The 18962-nt window shown below is 50.2% G+C and carries 14 protein-coding genes; 4 read left to right on the forward strand and 10 right to left on the reverse strand.

Annotation, left to right across the window (positions count from 1 at the left end; all coding sequences use genetic code 11):
* Positions 1-229: 229 nt before the first annotated feature.
* Together FWE06_00535 and FWE06_00540 are read left to right on the forward strand one after the other, a co-directional pair.
* On the forward strand, positions 230-793 hold the full coding sequence (locus FWE06_00535; protein ID MCL2545667.1) for a hypothetical protein: 564 nt from the start codon (positions 230-232) through the stop codon (positions 791-793).
* Positions 794-979: 186 nt separating this feature from the next.
* Positions 980-1483 carry a hypothetical protein gene (locus tag FWE06_00540; GenBank protein MCL2545668.1) on the forward strand — a complete coding sequence of 168 codons (504 nt, stop codon included), beginning with the start codon at positions 980-982 and terminating at the stop codon, positions 1481-1483.
* On the opposite strand, the gene FWE06_00545 is transcribed toward FWE06_00540, so the two are convergent.
* From FWE06_00545 to FWE06_00570, 6 genes are all read right to left on the reverse strand, one after another.
* Positions 1459-1788 (reverse strand): hypothetical protein, encoded by a 330-nt coding sequence (locus FWE06_00545; GenBank protein ID MCL2545669.1) that lies wholly within the window; start codon positions 1786-1788, stop codon positions 1459-1461. The two genes, FWE06_00540 and FWE06_00545, sit on opposite strands and share 25 nt — an antisense overlap.
* Before the next feature lie 101 nt (positions 1789-1889).
* A complete protein-coding gene (gene ftsH, locus FWE06_00550; protein MCL2545670.1) occupies positions 1890-3668 on the reverse strand; it encodes an ATP-dependent zinc metalloprotease FtsH in 1779 nt (592 codons plus the stop codon).
* Between the two features lie 150 nt (positions 3669-3818).
* A complete protein-coding gene (gene tilS / locus FWE06_00555; protein ID MCL2545671.1) occupies positions 3819-4799 on the reverse strand; it encodes a tRNA lysidine(34) synthetase TilS in 981 nt (326 codons plus the stop codon).
* Entirely contained in the window at positions 4792-6120 is a 1329-nt protein-coding gene (gene dnaB, locus FWE06_00560; GenBank protein ID MCL2545672.1) for a replicative DNA helicase, read from the reverse strand. The genes tilS and dnaB overlap by 8 nt, the downstream gene beginning before the upstream one ends.
* Before the next feature lie 231 nt (positions 6121-6351).
* Positions 6352-6792: a 50S ribosomal protein L9 gene (rplI, locus tag FWE06_00565; protein MCL2545673.1), complete on the reverse strand. Its 441-nt coding sequence runs from the start codon at positions 6790-6792 to the stop codon at positions 6352-6354.
* Positions 6789-8807, reverse strand: coding sequence for a DHH family phosphoesterase (locus FWE06_00570; GenBank protein MCL2545674.1), 2019 nt, complete (start codon positions 8805-8807; stop codon positions 6789-6791). The genes rplI and FWE06_00570 overlap by 4 nt, the downstream gene beginning before the upstream one ends.
* 324 nt (positions 8808-9131) lie before the next feature.
* On the opposite strand from FWE06_00570, the gene pyrE reads away from it, so the two are divergent.
* Positions 9132-9656: an orotate phosphoribosyltransferase gene (gene pyrE, locus FWE06_00575; GenBank protein ID MCL2545675.1), complete on the forward strand. Its 525-nt coding sequence runs from the start codon at positions 9132-9134 to the stop codon at positions 9654-9656.
* 6 nt (positions 9657-9662) lie between these two features.
* Positions 9663-10358 carry a DNA repair protein RadC gene (locus tag FWE06_00580; GenBank protein MCL2545676.1) on the forward strand — a complete coding sequence of 232 codons (696 nt, stop codon included), beginning with the start codon at positions 9663-9665 and terminating at the stop codon, positions 10356-10358.
* A gap of 15 nt (positions 10359-10373) precedes the next feature.
* Here FWE06_00580 and FWE06_00585 read toward each other — a convergent pair whose 3' ends face one another.
* The 4 genes from FWE06_00585 to FWE06_00600 are packed head-to-tail and all read right to left on the reverse strand — an operon-like array spanning position 10374 to position 18920.
* On the reverse strand, positions 10374-11258 hold the full coding sequence (locus FWE06_00585; protein MCL2545677.1) for a CPBP family intramembrane metalloprotease: 885 nt from the start codon (positions 11256-11258) through the stop codon (positions 10374-10376).
* A complete protein-coding gene (locus FWE06_00590; protein MCL2545678.1) occupies positions 11258-12139 on the reverse strand; it encodes a polyprenyl synthetase family protein in 882 nt (293 codons plus the stop codon). Before FWE06_00590 ends, FWE06_00585 begins: the two co-directional genes overlap by 1 nt.
* Entirely contained in the window at positions 12136-15738 is a 3603-nt protein-coding gene (locus tag FWE06_00595) for a UvrD-helicase domain-containing protein (GenBank protein ID MCL2545679.1), read from the reverse strand. The genes FWE06_00590 and FWE06_00595 overlap by 4 nt, the downstream gene beginning before the upstream one ends.
* Entirely contained in the window at positions 15735-18920 is a 3186-nt protein-coding gene (locus FWE06_00600; GenBank protein ID MCL2545680.1) for a PD-(D/E)XK nuclease family protein, read from the reverse strand. Before FWE06_00600 ends, FWE06_00595 begins: the two co-directional genes overlap by 4 nt.
* Positions 18921-18962 lie beyond the last annotated feature (42 nt).

An 18962-nucleotide genomic window follows, 5' to 3' on the forward strand; every position in this document is an offset into this window, starting at 1 on the left:
AAGTAGACAAGCGGGGCAGTCAAGGGCGTGGTACACGCCGCCGTAGGCGGTTTACCCTTGACGGAGGCGTGCAGGCTATGCACATTGCGTCCGGCGGCGGGGGCATATATCCTCCGGAGCCGGCTACCTTTCGCAATATTGACTTTGCCACCATGTCGTGGTATAGTGGTTTCGTTATCTGCGTTCGGCGTGATATTCAAAATTTATATTTTCGGAGGCAGATGGTAAAATGCGGGAACTTAAAAGGAATAACAAACCAACACCAAAGATTGTTGCCGCTGAATTTCTGAGTGAAGATAAGTTGCACGACATCATAAATTTTACTGACTTTTTACATGACAACGGGCTTAAACTACGTTGGGCAGCAAGAAATGCTTGGACAGTCAAGTTTTTTTGTAATCCTATAATGAGTCGTCTTCGTATAAATACAGATGAAAAAAGTTGGAATGTCCAACTAAACTTCTTTTACAAATATAATGATAAGATAACAGACGATGGATTAAAGAACTTTGTTTGGGAAAATTTGTATTACAGCCGCGCGGGGTGTCATCAGGACGCTGATGGAAATTGCCGGAATCAATCATGCGCGAATGTTTTAGGCAAAAAAATTGATAGGGTATGCTGTTGTGGGCAAATTAAAATTGTAAATCCTACCGGACAAGCGGTAGAATGTATCAAAGCGTTAGTGCTGATAGCAAAAGAGATAGTCGAAAATGCAATTGCGGAAGGACGCATTGAAAAATCTAACAAAAACGTGAGCTATGATTTGATAGGCAACACCCCAATTGATTGATTATCTTATCCATATTGCATAAAAGTACAAATGCACCTATTAAGCAGAGAACGGCACAGGATTCAAAACAACCCCGCGCCTTGATTATAGCGGTTAGTTGTAGTATAGTGTGTGGGTAGATATATTAGATAGCGTACATTTGCGCCGTTTGTGTAGACGGCAACATTTATATTAGTGGAGATAGTTATGTCCAAATTTTTTCTAAAAATAAAAACTCATATCAACGAAAAGCGGTTTGACATCGTCAGCGATATTGATAAGGCATTTATCGCTGCTTTTGATGAAACGATGAATGAATTGGGGTATGACATCGGCGCAACCATCGGGCTTGATGACGGTTGGAACGTATTGTTTACCTACTCAAAAACAGGGTTGAAAACCAAAAACAAGATAGCGCAAATACAAATATTTGAAAATGAAATAAAATTACGTTTTTATTTCAAAAAGATAAACGACCATTGCACATACATAGAAAACGCGCCGACGCATATTAAAGACGCTTTCGCATTTGAGGGTGGCGATTGTTACTGTGATGGACCTTGCAAGGGATTAAGAAAATACACTATTGATGGACGGTTATATGATAAGTGTAGTCATAAAATGGTGTTTTTTAATAACCCGACGATTGAGAAACTTTCAGATTATATAGCATTATTTACGAAATTTTATCCGGTTAAAAGACCCCGATAATAAGCAAACTCCCTACTAGCACCCAATATGTTCCCCACGCCGTAATGGGCGAGATTATCTACAATAAAACAAAAAGAAACGTGCCGTCGCCATGCCGTTTTGAACAAGTTTTTACAGCGGTGCATAGTGACGCGGATAAACCATGCTGTCTCGTGTTCGGGCGATGCAAAAGTAGGCTGGCGGCGCGCGTATTCCAAGAAGACTTCTTGTGTAATGTCTTCGGCATCGGCCGTATGCCGGGTCTGTACGCAAGCAATGCGATATACGGTATCAAGTTGCCGATCTACAATGGGAATGGTATTCAAGCACCTCACCTCCTTTACTTGAAATATACCCTCTGTACGATATACAATGGAGGGGTGGTATCTGGTGACATAAAAAAACCGCCATTGGCGGTTTTTTGTAATTATTCAAAATATTTGGCAAATGTCTCGCCGTCCATTGTTTCGTTTTTGAGGAGGTACGCCGCTACGTCATGCAGGACTTGCATATTGGCGTTTAGAATTTCTTGGCATTTTGTATAGGCATTGTCGATAATGGCTTTGACTTCCTCATCAATAATGGCTGCGACGCTCTCAGAATAATTACGCATATGTCCGTAATCACGCCCCAAAAATACTTCTTCATGGTCACCGGCAAAGTTGACAGGGCCGAGTTTGTCACTCATACCATATTTTGTAACCATATTACGCGCAAGGGCTGTTGCGCGCTGAATGTCATTGCCTGCCCCAGTGGAAATATCATCGAGAATGAGTTTTTCGGCAACGCGTCCGCCCAGGAATGACACAATGCGCTCTTGCAATTCGAGCTTAGACATAAAGCGACGGTCTTCCTGTGGCAAGCTGATGGTCATGCCGCCTGCCATGCCGCGCGGAATAATTGAGATGTGATGCACCGGGTCATGTGTCGGTAAGTGGCGCATAACGATGGCATGACCTGCCTCATGATATGCGGTCAGCTTGCGCTCATGCTCAATGACAACTTGCGACTTTTTCTCCGGTCCGGCGATGACTTTGAGCATAGCTTCGTGCAAATCTTCGTTGCGTACGGCTTTCTGCTTATTCCGTGCGGCAAGCAGTGCTGCTTCATTGAGTAGATTTTCTAAGTCGGCGCCCGTAAAACCGGGGGTTTTCTTTGCAAGCACGTTTAAATCAACAGCGCCGTCAAGGCTTTTGCCTTTAGCATGGATTTTCAGGATCGCTTCACGACCTTTAATGTCAGGCATACCAAGGTACACTTGGCGGTCAAAACGTCCCGGGCGCAGTAGCGCAGGGTCGAGAATGTCAGGACGGTTGGTCGCCGCGATGATGATAACGCCTTCATTGGTGGCAAATCCGTCCATTTCAACCAGTAGTTGGTTCAATGTCTGTTCGCGTTCGTCATGGCCGCCGCCCATACCGGCACCGCGTTGTCGGCCGACGGCGTCAATTTCGTCAATAAAAATTAGTGACGGCGATGTTTTCTTGGCCTGCTCAAACAAGTCGCGCACGCGGGACGCACCTACGCCAACGTATAGTTCAACGAAATCCGAACCGGAGATAGACAAGAACTGCGTACCTGCCTCGCCTGCGACAGCTTTGGCAATTGTGGTTTTACCTGTACCCGGAGGGCCGACTAGCAGCACACCTTTGGGAATGCGTGCGCCAATGTCGATATAACGCTTAGGATGCTTGAGGAAATCAACAATTTCTTCCAATTCCATACGCTCTTCGTCAAGCCCTGCCACATCATCGAAGGTGAGCTTCTTTTGGTCTTCGCTGGCAATACGTGTCCGCGCACGACCAAACCGCATGGCACGGCCGCCTTCACCACCGCCGCTGCGCTTAATCATAAAGTACCACAACAGGACGACAACGACAATTAAGATCAAATAGGGTATGAACACGATCCACCACGGCGGTGCGACCGGTGGCTCAATGTTGGAGTCTTCGCTCAATATGCCGTCAAGAATTTGTGCGTCAATCATCGGCATTAAGCTGTCACGCCAGCCTAATGGCAAGTCAATTTCAGCGACACCGCCGAAACGCTCAAAAAACGGCGAGTCTTCACGGAACTGCACGGTCAGCTCGTTATCTTCAATTTCAACTTTCTCGACATATTCCCCTTCAAGCGCCAAAAGCACCTGCGCATACGTCAAGCGTTCGGGCTGCGATGAACGATTTAACCAAGTAAACGCAAAAATCATAATGATAATTACGACAATATAAAATCCCAAGTCTTTGACCAAACGTCTTTTCAATTTGTCACATCCTTTCACACAAGTTTTTATATTGTATCAAATGTTTGGATTGATGTCAAGTCGTAGGTTGCCATAGACAATATCCAATAATAGTCCTTATTCATTGCCCACAGTTTGGGCGAGTATCGCATTGCTGTTTTCGTTAATTGTCACTTTTCCTTTGCGCACATTCAACCGTAATTTATGAGGCAATTCTGTACCGCTGTGCCGTTCAATAGCTTCCAGCATAGCGGCGATATGTTTTTGCTCCAATCCCTGCCGCGCATACAGTTTTCGCAGCGCACGCGCCTGTAGCGCACATGGTGCCGGTAATATTTCATGGCGCAAACAATATGACTGCCCTTGCTCATCAGAGTGAACCAACGCGGTGGCGAGCGTATTTAAGCATTCTGTATCTTGGGCTGCAATGTTTGCTAAGCGGTTGAGCGCGTTATTAATTTGCGGGTTAAATTCGCGCAAGAGCGGCAGCAGTTGATGCCGGATACGGTTGCGCGTGTAGTCGATATCGGCGTTACTGGAGTCAACGGCACATTTGATGTTGTGCATGGCGACATATTCGTCGATTTGCGCCCGCGTGACATGCAATAAAGGTCGTAAGTGTTTGCCTTGCAAAGCTTGCATGCCTCGCAAGCCGTGTGTGCCGCAGCCGCGTAGGATATGCTGTAAAACGGTTTCGGCGTTGTCGTCATGCGTGTGTGCCGTTACATAGTAGTCGGCGTTTAGTTTCTCCAAAAGTGCGGCAAAAAAATCATAGCGTACAGTACGTGCTGTTTCTTCAAGGCCGCGTTTGCTTTCGCGCGCAAGCTTCGGCACGTTAAACGTACCGACATAGCAGTCAATATCGTGTGTTTGGCAATAATTTTCAACCAGTGCCTGTGCGGCATTGGCTTCGGCAGTGTTGATTTGGTGGTTGACATGGGCGACGGTCAGTAGGGAATTGCTACACAAGCGGCATACTGCACTGTGTTCATCTGCGTGAGCAGAGAGTAATGAGCAGAGAGTGGTTCTATGGTGCAAGCTGTGCAGCAACGCCATCGAATCCGCCCCGCCGGATACGGCTACGAGCAATTTACCCATGTCCGTAATCAATGGCTACAAAACTCGTGTGCTTGCCATCCCACTTCATTTCGATGCTGCCGGTTTCACCATGACGGTTTTTAGCGATGATCAATTCGGCGTCGTCTTGGTTTTCAGTCTCGCGGTCATGGTATGCCTCACGGTGCAGAAAGACAACGACGTCGGCATCTTGCTCAATCGAACCCGATTCACGCAGATCGGATAGAATGGGGCGCTTATCCTCGCGCTGTGTGTTGCGGCGCGAAAGTTGGGCGCAGCAAATAACGGGCACATGGAGCTCTTTTGCCATAATCTTCAATGAGCGTGAAATTTCACCAACTTCTTGCACGCGGTTATCATTGCGTTTACCGCCGCTCTGAATCAACTGCAAATAGTCAATAATGACCAATCCTAAATTGGGGATGCGACGGCATTTGGCCTTCATTTCAAGCACCGTTGAAGAGGGATTGTCGTCAAAATAAATGTCGAGTTCTGCCAATTTTGCACTGGCGTTGGCAAGCCTGTCCCATTCGTCGTGGGTTAGATTGGCGTCGCGTAACTTTTTATTGTCGACTCGCGCGGCACTTGACAGCAGGCGTAGACCGAGTTGTTCATTTGACATCTCCAAGCAGAAAAACGCTACGGACTTTTGGCTCAATTTCGCGGCCGAGAGCATGATGTTTAGCGCGGCAGACGTTTTACCCACACCGGCATTGGCGGCGAAAATAATTAAGTTTGACGGAATCAAGCCGCCTAAACGTGCGTCCAATTCATTGAAGCCCGAACGAATGCCGGGTAGCTCGCCGGGGCGTTGCGCCAACTCGTCCAGGCGCAGGTAGACTTCGTGGAAGACCTCACTCAGCGTAGACATATGCGTGTTGGCGTTTTCGTTGCGGATGGCATAGATTTTTTGCTCGGCAGCATCAAGGATGGCTTGTGCCTCGCCCGCCGCTTCGCCCACCATGGCCGAAATGTCGGCGGCGGCGGTTGCTACGGCGCGCAGCACGGCGTGGTCTTTGACAATCTGCGCATATTCTAAAACGTGTGCCGCTGTTGGTGTGATTTCCATTAGCCGCAAGATATAAGTGCGTAACGTATCGATATCTTTGGTCTCTTGTAATCGCAGTTCGTCCATGACCGTAATGCCGTCGACAACACGCCCTTTGCCATACATGGTTAAAATAACGGCGTAGATATCGCGGTTCTGCTCAACGTAGAAGTCAGATGGCTTGAGGATTTCGATGAGCTCGGGCAATCGGCTTGACTCAATCAGCACAGCACCGAGTACCGATTGCTCGGCCTCAACGTTGTGCGGCATGCGGTTGACAATGAGTTGATCCATAGGCAAGTTATTCATCCTCCTTGATGGCTCCCGCAAATGCAATGATTAGACCCAGAATTGCGAATAATACAGAGACGCCGAGAGTGATGCCCGTTAAACTTGCGAAACTATTGTGTAGTTGAGAATTTATGTTGAGGTTAGAGTTAGCCAAAATCGATCCGATTATAGCCCCCGATATGCCAATTGTGCCACTGATGAGCATACCTACGCCAAGTATGACCTTCTTCACGCTTACACCTCAACCTTCACATTCACCATCCCGCTAATTTCATGTCCCAACTTGACTTTTAGCGAATACTCGCCCGCTGATTTAATCTGCTCCATAACAATTTTTTTGCTGTCAAGGGCAATGCCGACTTGCTCTTTTACAGCGCCGGCAATATCCGCCGCCGTTACCGCGCCAAATAGCTTGCCGCCAGTGCCGCCTTTAGCGGCAATGATAATAATCTTGTCTTTGAGCGCGCTAGCAGTAGATTGGGCCGCAGCAATTTCCTTTTCCAAATCGGCACGACGCTTCTTTTCACGCTGTTCATAAGCATGCAATGCGTCAGGTGTTGCCTCCATGGCCAACTTGCGCGGGAATAAATAATTCCGTGCGTAGCCGTCGCTGGCGTTGACCAAGTCGCCTTTCTTGCCTTGGCCTTTGACATCTTCGAGTAAAATGATTTTCATTGTGGTTCTCCTGCCTCTTCAAAATATTCGTCAATCGCGGTCAGCAATTTCTGCGCCGCAGAAAATACGTCGATGTTTTGCATTTGTGCGCCGGCAATCGTCATATGTCCGCCGCCGCCCAGCTTTTCGCAAATGACTTGCACGTTAATCTGGTCTAGTGACCGCGCGTTGATATTAACGCCACCATTGTGCGGTGACAGCACAAACGACGCGCGTATTGTACGGATGTCCAATAATTCGTCAGCCGCTTGCGCCGCGATGGCAACAGGTACAGGTTTCTCCTGCGTGACGATGGCAATGTAGTCGCGCACAACGGAGGCTTTGCGGATAATTTCATAGCGCAGCATACTATCGGACAAATCAGTCTGGAACATTTTTTTGACCGACGTCATGTCGGCACCCGCTGAGCGCAAATACGTCGCCGCCTCAAATGTTCGTACGCCGGTGTGCATACTAAAAAACTTAGAGTCAAGCGCGATGCCACCTAGCAACGCCTCAGCGACGGCGCGTGTCAGTGCCTTAGGCTCAATAAGATATTGCATCAACTCAGTGACAAGTTCGCATGTAGAGCTGGCGTACGGCTCATGGAAACTCAACGCCGTGCGTTCAATATAATCCGCTGCGCGACGGTGGTGGTCGATAACAGCCACGTTGTTCAATGCCTGCAGCAGTGCCGGTGACTCAACGTAATCAATGCGGCTGGTGTCGACAATAATCAGCAATGTCTGCGCCGTAGCGCGAATCATGCCGTCGTCGGGCGTAATGAAAACATTTTCAAACGTCGGTTGGGCTTTCAGCCGGTCAATCAATGGCTGTGCTGCCGTGTTATTTTGGTCAATAACGATATAAACAGGTATGTCCAGCGATTGTGCAATGAAGGCAATGCCCGCCGCCGCGCCCACGCTGTCGATGTCAGACTCTTTATGCCCCATAATCAACACTTGGTCGCTCTCAATAATCAGTTCTTTCAGCGTGTTGGCAACAATACGGCTCTTAACCTTAGTGCGCTTCTCCATCTCCTTGGAATGTCCGCCATAAAAGTTGAAATTGAGCGCGTCTTTAATGACAGCCTGGTCACCGCCTCGCGCCTGGGCCATATCAATGGCCAGTGAGGCGTAGCTCGAAGCCTCGGCAAAATGATTGTCGTGTATACCGATGCCAATCGATAGTGTAATTGGCACACCGTCGGGTGTTGTTAACTCACGCATAGTGTTGAGTACGGCAAACTTGCCTACGATCAATTGTTGCAATGCTGCATTGTCAATGACAAACAAGTACTTATCACGATCATAGCGGCGCAGATAGGCGCCCGTCCCTTCAAACGAACGGCTGACGCGCTCATCAATGGCAGCTCGTAGCGACGATTTCTCACCCTCGCTGATATCCTTGACCATCTCTTCGTAGTTATCCACCATCAAGATGCCAAATGCGGGCCGCGTGTCGGTCAATGCCTGTTTGAGGTGATGTACATCAGTCGTGTCAATCCAGTACAACACGGCAAGCAGCGAGGCGTTTTGTGTGGTGGCTTGACTGCCCTTGAACGGGCGGATAACACTGCCATAGACATGATAGTATCGGTCGTTGAGCAGAACATCAGAGGGGCATTCAGTCTTGCCTTTGAGAATCCATTTAAGGTCGAAGTCTTGTGTGATGTTACTTAAATGATTGGAAAACGGACGGTCAGGTACGCCGCTGATATCGTTGAATTGACTATTGGCCCAAACAATTTCGTCGCCATCAAGGTTGACAATCAACATGGGTAGCGGAAAACTGACCAATGAGTCGCTCGCGGCGTTATCTACATGATTTGCCAATGTTTCAATGTGACTCAACACTTCGCGTTGTCGCGCCATTTCACGAAGCCGGTAATAAAGGTAAAATATCACAATCGCTGCGCCTTGTAAGCTCGCCAAAACAGGCTGTCCAAACGCTACCGACAATACGGCAAAGAACAGCAACATTAAAAAATAAACATGAAAACCGGGTCGCAAAAGCCGTTGAAGCCGTTTGTTCATGCAATGTTATCCTTTCCTGTCTTGCATGTAGGGCGCGATGGCATCAACGCGCCGCAGTGGTGTCAAATTGAGCCGTAAGACGCACGCTGTACGCCTGTGTTCCATCTTACTCAGTATATCACAAAAAATCCACACTTGCAATCGTACGCGAAATCCTGTACAATAGACATATTGAAAAATAGTTTTTGACCCGGCAATTTCAGTCGTTTTCGTTATGTAAAAATCTGAAACTTGACAACTTGTCATGCTGTGACCGGGGGGGGAAATCGATTTTCAACACTTCATTGAGAATAGTTTCAAAAATAATCGTTGGAGGACACATTTGTGGATAAGCAAGCATTGGCTCGAAAAATGTATCAAGCCGCCTATTTGACCGGCACATTTACCCTGCGCTCGGGGCAAACCTCGCACGAGTATTTTGACAAATACCTCATCGAGGCGCAACCGATACTGTTGCAAGAGATTGCGGCAGTTATGAAGGCGCATATCCCCGCCGGCACAGAGGTGTTGGCCGGGTTAGAAATGGGCGGCATTCCCGTTGCCACAACCATTTCATTGCAAACGGGAATACCCGCGGCATTTGTGCGCAAAGAGGCCAAAACGCATGGCACGTGCAAATTGGCCGAGGGCGCAGATGTCAGTGGTAAGCGTGTTTGCATCATTGAGGATGTTGTAACCACCGGCGGCGCGATCCTCGACGCCGTGCCGGAATTGCGGAAACAGGGCGCGATAATTGATACCGTGTTGTGCGTGCTGAAACGCGGCGCAAACGCGCATGAAATTTTGGCAGCGCATAATCTGACGCTGATTCCGGCATTTACAATGGAAGAACTTGTTGCGGCCAAATAATCCACTATGGGCAAAGAAAACCTCCACGAAGGGCACCGCGACCGTATGCGTGAGCGGGTGTTGCGGGATGGTATAGACGGTCTGCAAGACCACGAGGCATTGGAAGTATTGCTTTATCCCGTTGTGCCGCGTAAGGACACCAACGGCTTAGCGCATCGACTAATTCGACACTTTGGCTCATTGGCTGGAGTGTACGACGCGCCGATAGGCGAACTGCAAAAAGTCGACGGCATCAGTGCCAACGCGGCGTTTTCTATTTCAACTTTGACGGGGCATTACCGCAAATATGCGCAGTCAAGGTCACGCAATCGTGTGGTGTTGAATAACGAGGCGCGCATGATTGAGGTGATGCACAGCTGTTTCAAAGGGCGCACCAACGAAGCGGCGTTTTTGCTTACCATGGATGCTGGGCATCGTCAGCAATTGTGCGTTGAATTGGGGTATGGCGCATTTGATCATGTGACCATATCGCCGCACGCTATTTTGGATATTATTACGCGCCGCCGTTGCCGCTACGCTGTGTTGGGACATAATCATGTCAGTGATGTTGCGCTTTTTTCGCCCGTTGATATTACGACAACTCACCAAATTCAACGCCTGCTGAGTTTGTATGGCGTTGAGTTGATTGACCATTTGATTTTCGATGAGGAAGATTACGTATCGATGCGCGACAGCGGTGCGATGTTGAAGCGAGATGGGTAGTCCAAGGACTCTGGTTTACCAAGTCGTTCCCTTGGTATTTATCCGCGAGCGCGGTCCTTTGACTAAAAACACAGATGCTACAATGCTTGCAGGAAACAGCAATAGCATTATCATGCTGCCTAAGATGCCGGAGCCTCCAAGCCGAGTAAGTAGCGGTGCGATAAAATAGTTGCTTCCGTTGAAACTCATATGTACGATAATGACTGCCATCAATGATCCCGTGCGATGGTAGATATATGCCAACAACACACCGATAACCGCAGCGTATATGCCTTGCTGAAAATTCCAATACTGACGGCTAAAATCAAGGTGTATCACCCCGAACGCTATTGCCTGTAACGCCAATGCTGCTTTAAGTGGCATTATTTTTTTCGATGCCGCGAACATGCCTGCGCGGAACGCCACTTCTTCAACAATCGGTGCCATGATAACAGTAAAAATAAACTGAAAAATCCATGGGCTACGTGTCAGCATTGCCATGCGTTCGACATACTCTGCATGCGCTGTTTCCGATGGAAAGGCAATTGAGAATATCGTGAAGAAGAATACTGTAGACATCCATAGCGTGATGCCGCAAAAAAAGCCTTTCACGGCCTCTTCCGGCGAAACTTTTAAGTTGAACTGCCCTGGCAAGTGGAATCTTGTATGCCGAATTAACATCCAAAAGCCAATGATCAGCAATAAATAGACCACGCCCGGCAGTATGTTAAGCAGGGCGAGGTTATGCAGCCATGTCGCATCTGCAATTTCGTGCGTTGGACTGACATGAGAAACAAACGCTGCGCCAAGCTGGATAATCAGCCGCTGTAATCGGCTGTAAACAAACGGAAACAGTACCGTTGCAGCGGCGAAATACCAAAAAGTGCCGCTTGTGATTGATGGGCGTTGTTCTTGTTGCATTATTTCCTCCTGTCGAGAATCCCCTCAGCAAGGCTCGTCAAAACATTTGCACTATCATAACATGTAATGGACTGTTTGGCAATCGCCAATTGTCGCGATGCCGCGGCTTTTGCGCCGTCTAATCCGAGTGCCGACACAAATGTGGCCTTGCCGTCGCGCACGTCCTTGCCGGCTGATTTACCCAACTCTTTAGACGTTGCCGTGACATCTAAAATGTCATCGGTAATCTGAAACAGCAGCCCCAATGCCTCGGCGTAAGACTCCAACGCTATATAGAGCTCAGCGTCGCTTACGGGGCTTTTTTGTGCAGCAAGACAGCCCAGCCGTACCGCCAATTTTAGTAAACAACCTGTCTTTAACGATTGCAATTTGTATAAAGTTTTAAGTGGCAGTTCAGTTTGTAATCGCTCCGATTGCAGATCTATCATCTGCCCGCCCATCATTCCGCGCACGCCGGCATAGACACTCAATGAGCGTAAGGATTCGACAAGTGAGCCAGACGGCAATTTTGCGCTTGCGGCAATCTCAAAGGCAAAGATCATTAAAGCGTCGCCGGCAAGCAACGCCGTTTCTTCGTCAAATTGTACATGGCAGGTTGGCTGCCCGCGCCGCATGGTATCGTTGTCCATGCAGGGCAGATCATCGTGAATCAGTGACGAAACGTGCAGACATTCGACCGCTAATGCCAGCGGCATGCTTGCTTCTTCATTGCCGCCCAGCATATCGGAAACAGCAAGCGTGAGAAAAGGGCGGATGCGCTTGCCCGGTGCGAGTGCACTGTAATTCATGGCGTTCCACAGGCGTTGGTAGTCCTCATCCTTGTGGGCGAGTGCGCGGCGCAATGCATCGTCAATGCGCGTGGCAGTGGTCGATAGGTTCATGGTAATATCCTCATAGTCTTTCCAATTGATGTATAATACAACAGTGCCTCTATAACAGGTTCGCCAGTCATGCGCGACAGCGCGACAGCATATGCTTCAATTTGCGGACGATACCGCTCGCTGTGCGTCCGCTCTTCGCCCACTTTGACGGCATCAGTTTTGTAATCAACAATCACCCAGCCGTTACCTTCGTGGAAGCAGCAGTCAATGACGCCTTGTAATAACTGCTCTTCGCCATGCCCGGCATCAAGTAATAATGAAAACTTTTTCTCACGCCAGATCGTGTCGCTACGCTGCAATCGCCGCGACAGCGAACTGTTGGAGAATTTGAAGAGTAGCGTTGGACGCAAGGCCTCACGTTGCTGCGACGTGATGATTCCCTCCGCGGCAAGGCCGTCGAGTTCGGCATTGCAACCGTCGAGGCTGCCACAACGCGCCAAATTGGCGTGCTGCAACGCCAAATGTGCCGCTGACCCGCGTTCGACGGCAGTCAACCCACGTGCCTCTTGCGCAAATTGCGGCCTGTCAAACACAAATTCAAGCTCTGGTGCCGTATCCTCTGCCAATTCCGGGTCGCACCACAGTCCGCGTAACTCAGTTGCCGTGACTTTGGAGGGTAATGACGTTGCAGCAGTGTAGGGATAGATGAAGTTTAGCAAATCTTTGCATTGCTGTTGTATGGGCAAATTGTGTTCGCCCATGATGGTGGGCTCTTTTTCTGTGCCATTGGTATAAGTTGCAGACGAACATAGTTCGCCCCTGCACATTTTCGTCTCATTTTTTGAAAGAACAATCTTACACACCTTGCCATGCCCACACAGAGCATCAACCAGCCACCAAGCATAACTCTTCCGTGCCGCAACTTGCAATGGCGACAGTGCATTGCGGCGCGGCGCGGCGAGTTGTTCAAGTGCTTTCTCTACACGGAACAAATTTGTTTCTGTTGCCGTCATAACCAGCTGTCGCTCGGCTCGCGTCATAGCGACGTAGAGTAAGCGCATCTCTTCGGCGCGCATATCGGCATGCAGCCGCGCCGCGATACAGCGGTGAGCGGTCGTTTCATAGGTGTGCGTGCGGTCTTGGTTGATGAGCGTTAGGCCGATGCCGAGCGCGGGGTGGATGAGCAGCGGCGGACTGTCGATGTGCGTGACGTTGAATTGTCCGCTGCAATTGGCTAGGAAAACATAAGGGAATTCCAGCCCCTTCGAGCCATGGATAGTCATAATATGCACGCCCTCTTGTGTATTGTCGGGCGCATCGATTTCATAGCCATCTTGCGCCAGTTTGCGCAGAAATACTAAAAAGGCAAACAATCCACCGCGGCATTGATTTTCAAAGTCTTGTGCCATATCAAGCAGCAACGTCAAGTGGTGTCGGCAACGAGTGCCCATCGGCTGCGCGGTATAGCGCGGCAACATATGCGTTTGCTGCATAATGTGCCACGTCAGTTGCCCTACACCCATATCGGGCGCTAAAAAGCGCAGGCGTTGAATGTCGTGGTAAGCTTGCGCCCACGATGTGCCTTGCGACTGTGAGGCCTCCATAGCCTGGTAGAAATTGCTGTCGGGCGCATAGCCGCGCAGTTCTGCCAAATCATCGGCGGTGCACATATACAGCGGACTGCGCAGTACAGCAATTAGTGCGGCGTCTTCGGTAGGGTTGTTGAGGATGGACAGGTAACTGAGCAGCACGAGTGCCTCAGGGTAGTCGAACAAGTTATTTCGCCCCTTAACGCGATAGGGGATGCCGTGGTCGCGCAACGCCTTTTCAAAAATAAATTGTACGCTAGTTTTGCGCAGCAAGATGGCGCAATCGGAGGGTGTGACGTTGTCTTGTTGGCAGAGTTGGGCAATCTGTGCGGCAATCCAGTCGGCTTCGCGGGTGAGGCGACCGTCGCCTGCAAGATTATCATCAGGGGTGTTGTTGTCATCGGGGGTGTTGAATAATACGAGTTGCGGCGTTGGCATATCGTCGAAAGTTTTATCCGTCTGCAAATATTCGCGTGAAGTGTAGTCCATTTCGCCGACCGACTTTGTCATGATTTGCGAAAATACCGTGTTGACGAGGTCAATGATTTTTGGCTGTGAGCGGAAATTTTGGCTGAGGAGGATACGGCGGGGATGTCGCCTGTGGGCGGGAAAATCACCCGCCGTTGCGACGGCACCCTCTTTGCAAAGAGGGCTGAGGTTGGCTACGTCCTCTCCTTGCCCTCTTTCGCAAAAGAGGGTGCCCTCCGCAGAGGGCGGGTGATTTTCCTCCGCGTCCCCTACATCAATATCCTCATAACTATGATACTTATCCAAAAACAACTGCGGCTCTGCCAGCCGAAAGCGGTAAATCGACTGCCGTACGTCGCCCACCCAGAAGATGTTGTGTCCGCTTTGTGACAACGCTGTAATTAGCTTTTCCTGCAACGCGCTGATGTCTTGTACCTCGTCAACGCACACCTCGACAAACCGTCCGCTGACTTCTTGCGCGATGTTTTTATCTTGCAGCAGCTGCAGTGATAAATGTTCTAAATCGTTGAACGTCAAGACGTTGAGCCGGCGCTTTTCTTGCCGCAATGCCTCATCCAGCTGCAATGCCGCTTGGCACAATCCGACTACAACAGGTTGTGCATTCTTTTCCTGTATGGCAATCTCGTCATGGCTCAACACCATAGTTCTTTTCAGTGATTTATGCAAGTCTTTCCACTCTTCGCGGACAGGTTTGCACTGCTCTTGCAAATCCTTGACAAGCTCTTTTTCGGCTTTTTTACCGTTGCCGCGCAGTGTGTCGGGGATGTAGTCAAATGCTTTGTCACGCAAGGCATCCCAGCTGATGTCTGCCGCTTGTCGAAACTCCTTGGCGTGCTGCAAGTCAATCGTGAATGTGCCAATGTATTTTTCATATAAATCCGGGTCGGCTTGCAATTGCGCCAACGCCGATTGTAAGCTGTCGATAGCGGCGTCAAGTTGTGCGGCGGCGCGTTGCAGATAATCGTTTGATGTACTGTCAATCCGGGGACGACAGTTGTTTGACCCGTGCGTCATGTGTTTCAGCCAATCACGCGGATCGGCGTGGGCGCAAGCGGCGGTGTGGAGCTTGGCAACCCATTCGCCGAGTTGTCTGTCGTCGCGCACATCGATGGTGTTGGCGATGAGTGCTTGAAATTCGGGTGAATCTTGCGCGTAGCAATCGTCCAGCACGCGGTCGAGCATACGGGCTTCAATGTGCGCCTGTTCTTGACGGTCACACAATCGAAAGTCGGCGGCAATGCCGCACAATGCCGCCTTTTCGCGCAGTAGTTTACTACAAAAGGCGTGGATGGTGTCAATGCTGCACAGCGGCAGGCGGGCGTATTGTCGTGCCCAAATGTTGTTGTGCGGCTCGGCGTTCATGCGTTCAAGGATGAGCGTTGCCAAGCGTCCGCGCATTTCGCACGCTGCTGCTTTAGTGAATGTCACGATGAGGAATTTTTCCAAATCGACGCCCTCAGATAGATATTTCATGATGCGCTCAACCAATACGCGCGTCTTGCCCGAGCCGGCGGCGGCGCTGACGAGCAAGGCGCTGCCGCGTGTGTTAACGGCCTGCTGTTGGGCGGTTGTCAAATTCATTTTTCCAACCTCCCCACAATCTCATCCGGCTTTAACCGCGTAAAGTGCCGCGACTTTTCGCAATCGCGGTCAAATTGGCAGGCGTTTTTGAAGTCGCAATACTCGCACACCAGCTTCTTTTCACGCACAAGCGGCTCAGCCTGCAATGCGCCGCCGTGAATTTCATGTGCCAGTTGCTCGATGATTTTTTTGACGTGTATTTGCATTTTGCCCCACGTTTCCAGTGACGTGAGTAAGTAGCTGTCGCCCTGTTTTTTGGGCAAGAATCGTGCGCCGGGGTTGGCTTCCATAGCCGTCAACAAACTTTCGTTGTCAAGCAGCAACCCAGAGCGGCGAAGCTTATCGTCGGGATTGTCGCCCTCCTTGACAATCGCCTCATGGACAGGCACGTAGAGCAGTCCCGCGAGTTTTGCATCACGGTTCACCAGCTTGTCAATGCCCAGCGTGTAGAGAAATAATTGCAGTGACAACCCATGGTACAAGTCGTTGAGCGAGAATCCGTTGCGCCCGCTCTTGTAATCGACCACGCGCAGATATAGTTTGCCGTCGCACTCGTAGCCATCGACGCGGTCAATGACGCCGCGCAGGGTCAGTATATCGCGGTTTTCTGCAGGAAATTCAAGACTGAATAGCTCTTCGATAAGTAATGGCTGAAATTGGCTCTCTTTTAATTCATCGGCAATATGCAATACCACACGCTCGGCCATGAATGTCAAACGATTGGCATAAGTTTGCAAACGATTATGGCGTTTGCTGCCAGAGGGTAAAATGGTGTCTAAGTAGATAATGGCATGGTTGTTTGCAAGCTGTGCAATCTCTTCCCGCGCAATGACTTGAAAGCCACCTTGCGCCACAACGTCACGTGTGACGCGCTCAATGACGGCATGGATAAAACTGCCGCTATCCAGTCCCGAAAAGCCGGGTTCGGGGCGTGTGCCGGCCCGTAAGCCATAGCGCATGAAATACTGGAAACGGCACTTCTGCCACAAATCCATGCGCGTGGCCGACAACGGCGGGTTGCCGTAGAGTCGACGGGCATGGTTGAGAGACAACGGTGTGCGATGCAAATTTCGCGCGGCGTCCAGCGATTGCAAGTAGCGTTCATGGCCGCCGCGCTCTTCCAGCAAAGCGCGGGCAATGTCGCCCTCGGTGTCTTGTTGCGCTGCTGCCTCTCGCGCCGTGTCAATACTGCCGCCGATGCGCTCGGGCATCAGGGCATCAGCTGTCAGCAACGGCAAATCAAAAGCTTTGCGCCAGCCTTTGACGATGTGATTTTCAGCGCGTTCGCCGCCGTCGGCAGGCACAACAATTGATAGCGATTCCGCCGGCAATGTTACGGCGGCGTAGAACATAAAGCGCTCACGACTCAGCCGCTTGTCGAGTGTAGGGGTGAGGCTGTGTCCCAACATTTCAAGAAATACACGGTCACTTTCTGATAGCAATCCGCCGACTTCGGGCGGAGCGAGCAGCTCATCGTCGGCGCCCAGCAAAATCAAATGTTTTAACTGTCGTTTGCGCAGCCGATCTGTGCCGCCCACTGTCACACAGTCGAGTGATACAGGGATTGCGCCGACGTCGTAATGCGACAACGCCAGCTTGAACAGTTCGGCAAACTGCGGCAAGTTGAGTGGTAAATCGCCCAAAATATGGTGGCATTGCGTCAGCGCACGACATGCAATATCCCATAATTGTTGCGTTTCGATGGCCAATTGCTGATGCCCATTGGCATGCAATTGTGCCGCCCGTTGCTCCAACTGCGCGGCCAACTGCAAGTCTTCGATGAATTGATATAATGCAAGCACTTGTCCTTTGCCTGTTTGACCGGCTTTGGATGTCTCGTGTAAACGCTGTAACGGTGTATATACTTTATGGCGCAGAGCATTGACGATGTTTAACTGATCGTGGTGGCATGACTCCCACTCGGCGCGATAGCCGTCGGGGTGCCACGCCCAATCTTTCGCCCACGAGTGCGGCTGCAAACGTAAGACATAGGCTTCTAGTTTGTCGCACTCACTGTTTGTCAGCCCGCTTAAACCCGTGCGCAAATAGGCAAAAACTGATTCGTAGCGAAAGCCGTTTTGCAAGCAATCAAGTGCCGATAACAATGCCGTCAAGATGGGCTTTTGCAAAATATCGGTCTTGCCGTCTGCAAACAGCGGAATACCGTACCGTGCAAAAGTGGCGGCAAGCGGCGCGTTGTAGCCGTCGATGTGTCGTGCCGTAACGGCAATATCGCGGTATCGTGCGCCGCTTGCAATGAGTTTGACAATATGTGCCGCGGCGATGTCGCATTGTTCGCGAATATCTTGGGCGGCGTAGATGGTTACAAGCGCGTGTAAAGGCGGACTGTGTGCGCTCAAATTTTGTGCGTGGAGTGGTTCGAAGGGGGCAGTTCTTGATAGTTTGGTGGTTTTGATTTCGCGGCCGCAGTCTTGCGCCATACTTTTCAGTTGCTCAACTGTGCTGTCGGTTGTGGAAAATAGCGGATCATCATCGTGGCATAATGCAACATGTACGTCTTTTGCCTGTTCGAAAAATACGTGCAGGACGGCGAGTTCTGCCGTTGTAAATGTCACAAAGCCGTCAATAAACAAGCGCACGCCTTGCGCGTATCCACTGGCGGGCAAGAGTTCCGCCATTTGTGTCAATTCATCGCGCACGTTTGTGCCCACGCGCTCGCCGGCCGCTTGATATGCCGACAGCAACAGCGATAAATCGTGCAATTTGTTGCGCATGATGTCTTCGTCGGCAAATGTCGACGCTTCGGCGAGCAGTTCAGGTGTCAAATTGCCGCGTTGCAGCTCGTCAATGGTTTGCAGCAGCGCAGGCAAAAAGGCGTTGGTGCGCACAGTACGATAACTACTTTTCATTTGCTCACGCGCCAAATCAACGGCGAGCTTGACAATTAACTGCCGCCCGCTGTCGTCAATGCTTTTGAGTTGCTGTCCCGCCAGTTGCAACCGTGACGCCAGCCGCTTAAACGTGATAACTTCGGCATATACTGCCGCGCTGTCACCGCAATGCGTGCATAGCAACCGTTCAGTCTCATGGCTGAATGTTTCAGGCACAAGAAGTAGACAAGGTGTAGGGGCGGCGTTTTGCCGCCCGTTCGTTGCAATCATGTCAAGCAAAGCAGTACTTTTGCCGCTGCCGGCACGACCAAGGATGAAGTTAAGAGGCATGACTGCACCTCCTGCTGCGTAAGTGGCCGTGCCCTGCACGGC

This window comes from Oscillospiraceae bacterium, assembly GCA_009780275.1.
Taxonomy (GTDB): domain Bacteria; phylum Bacillota; class Clostridia; order Oscillospirales; family UBA929; genus WRAI01.

What these genes read in the sequence shown, in the direction of transcription:
- rplI (MCL2545673.1), bottom strand. Translation starts at nt 6,792, where the DNA reads ATGAAAATCATTTTACTCGAAGATGTCAAAGGCCAAGGCAAGAAAGGC.
- FWE06_00585 (MCL2545677.1), bottom strand. Translation starts at nt 11,258, where the DNA reads ATGCAACAAGAACAACGCCCATCAATCACAAGCGGCACTTTTTGGTAT.
- tilS (MCL2545671.1), bottom strand. Translation starts at nt 4,799, where the DNA reads ATGGGTAAATTGCTCGTAGCCGTATCCGGCGGGGCGGATTCGATGGCG.
- FWE06_00580 (MCL2545676.1), top strand. Translation starts at nt 9,663, where the DNA reads ATGGGCAAAGAAAACCTCCACGAAGGGCACCGCGACCGTATGCGTGAG.
- FWE06_00540 (MCL2545668.1), top strand. Translation starts at nt 980, where the DNA reads ATGTCCAAATTTTTTCTAAAAATAAAAACTCATATCAACGAAAAGCGG.
- FWE06_00570 (MCL2545674.1), bottom strand. Translation starts at nt 8,807, where the DNA reads ATGAACAAACGGCTTCAACGGCTTTTGCGACCCGGTTTTCATGTTTAT.
- FWE06_00600 (MCL2545680.1), bottom strand. Translation starts at nt 18,920, where the DNA reads ATGCCTCTTAACTTCATCCTTGGTCGTGCCGGCAGCGGCAAAAGTACT.
- ftsH (MCL2545670.1), bottom strand. Translation starts at nt 3,668, where the DNA reads ATGATTTTTGCGTTTACTTGGTTAAATCGTTCATCGCAGCCCGAACGC.
- FWE06_00590 (MCL2545678.1), bottom strand. Translation starts at nt 12,139, where the DNA reads ATGAACCTATCGACCACTGCCACGCGCATTGACGATGCATTGCGCCGC.
- FWE06_00535 (MCL2545667.1), top strand. Translation starts at nt 230, where the DNA reads ATGCGGGAACTTAAAAGGAATAACAAACCAACACCAAAGATTGTTGCC.
- FWE06_00595 (MCL2545679.1), bottom strand. Translation starts at nt 15,738, where the DNA reads ATGAATTTGACAACCGCCCAACAGCAGGCCGTTAACACACGCGGCAGC.
- dnaB (MCL2545672.1), bottom strand. Translation starts at nt 6,120, where the DNA reads ATGGATCAACTCATTGTCAACCGCATGCCGCACAACGTTGAGGCCGAG.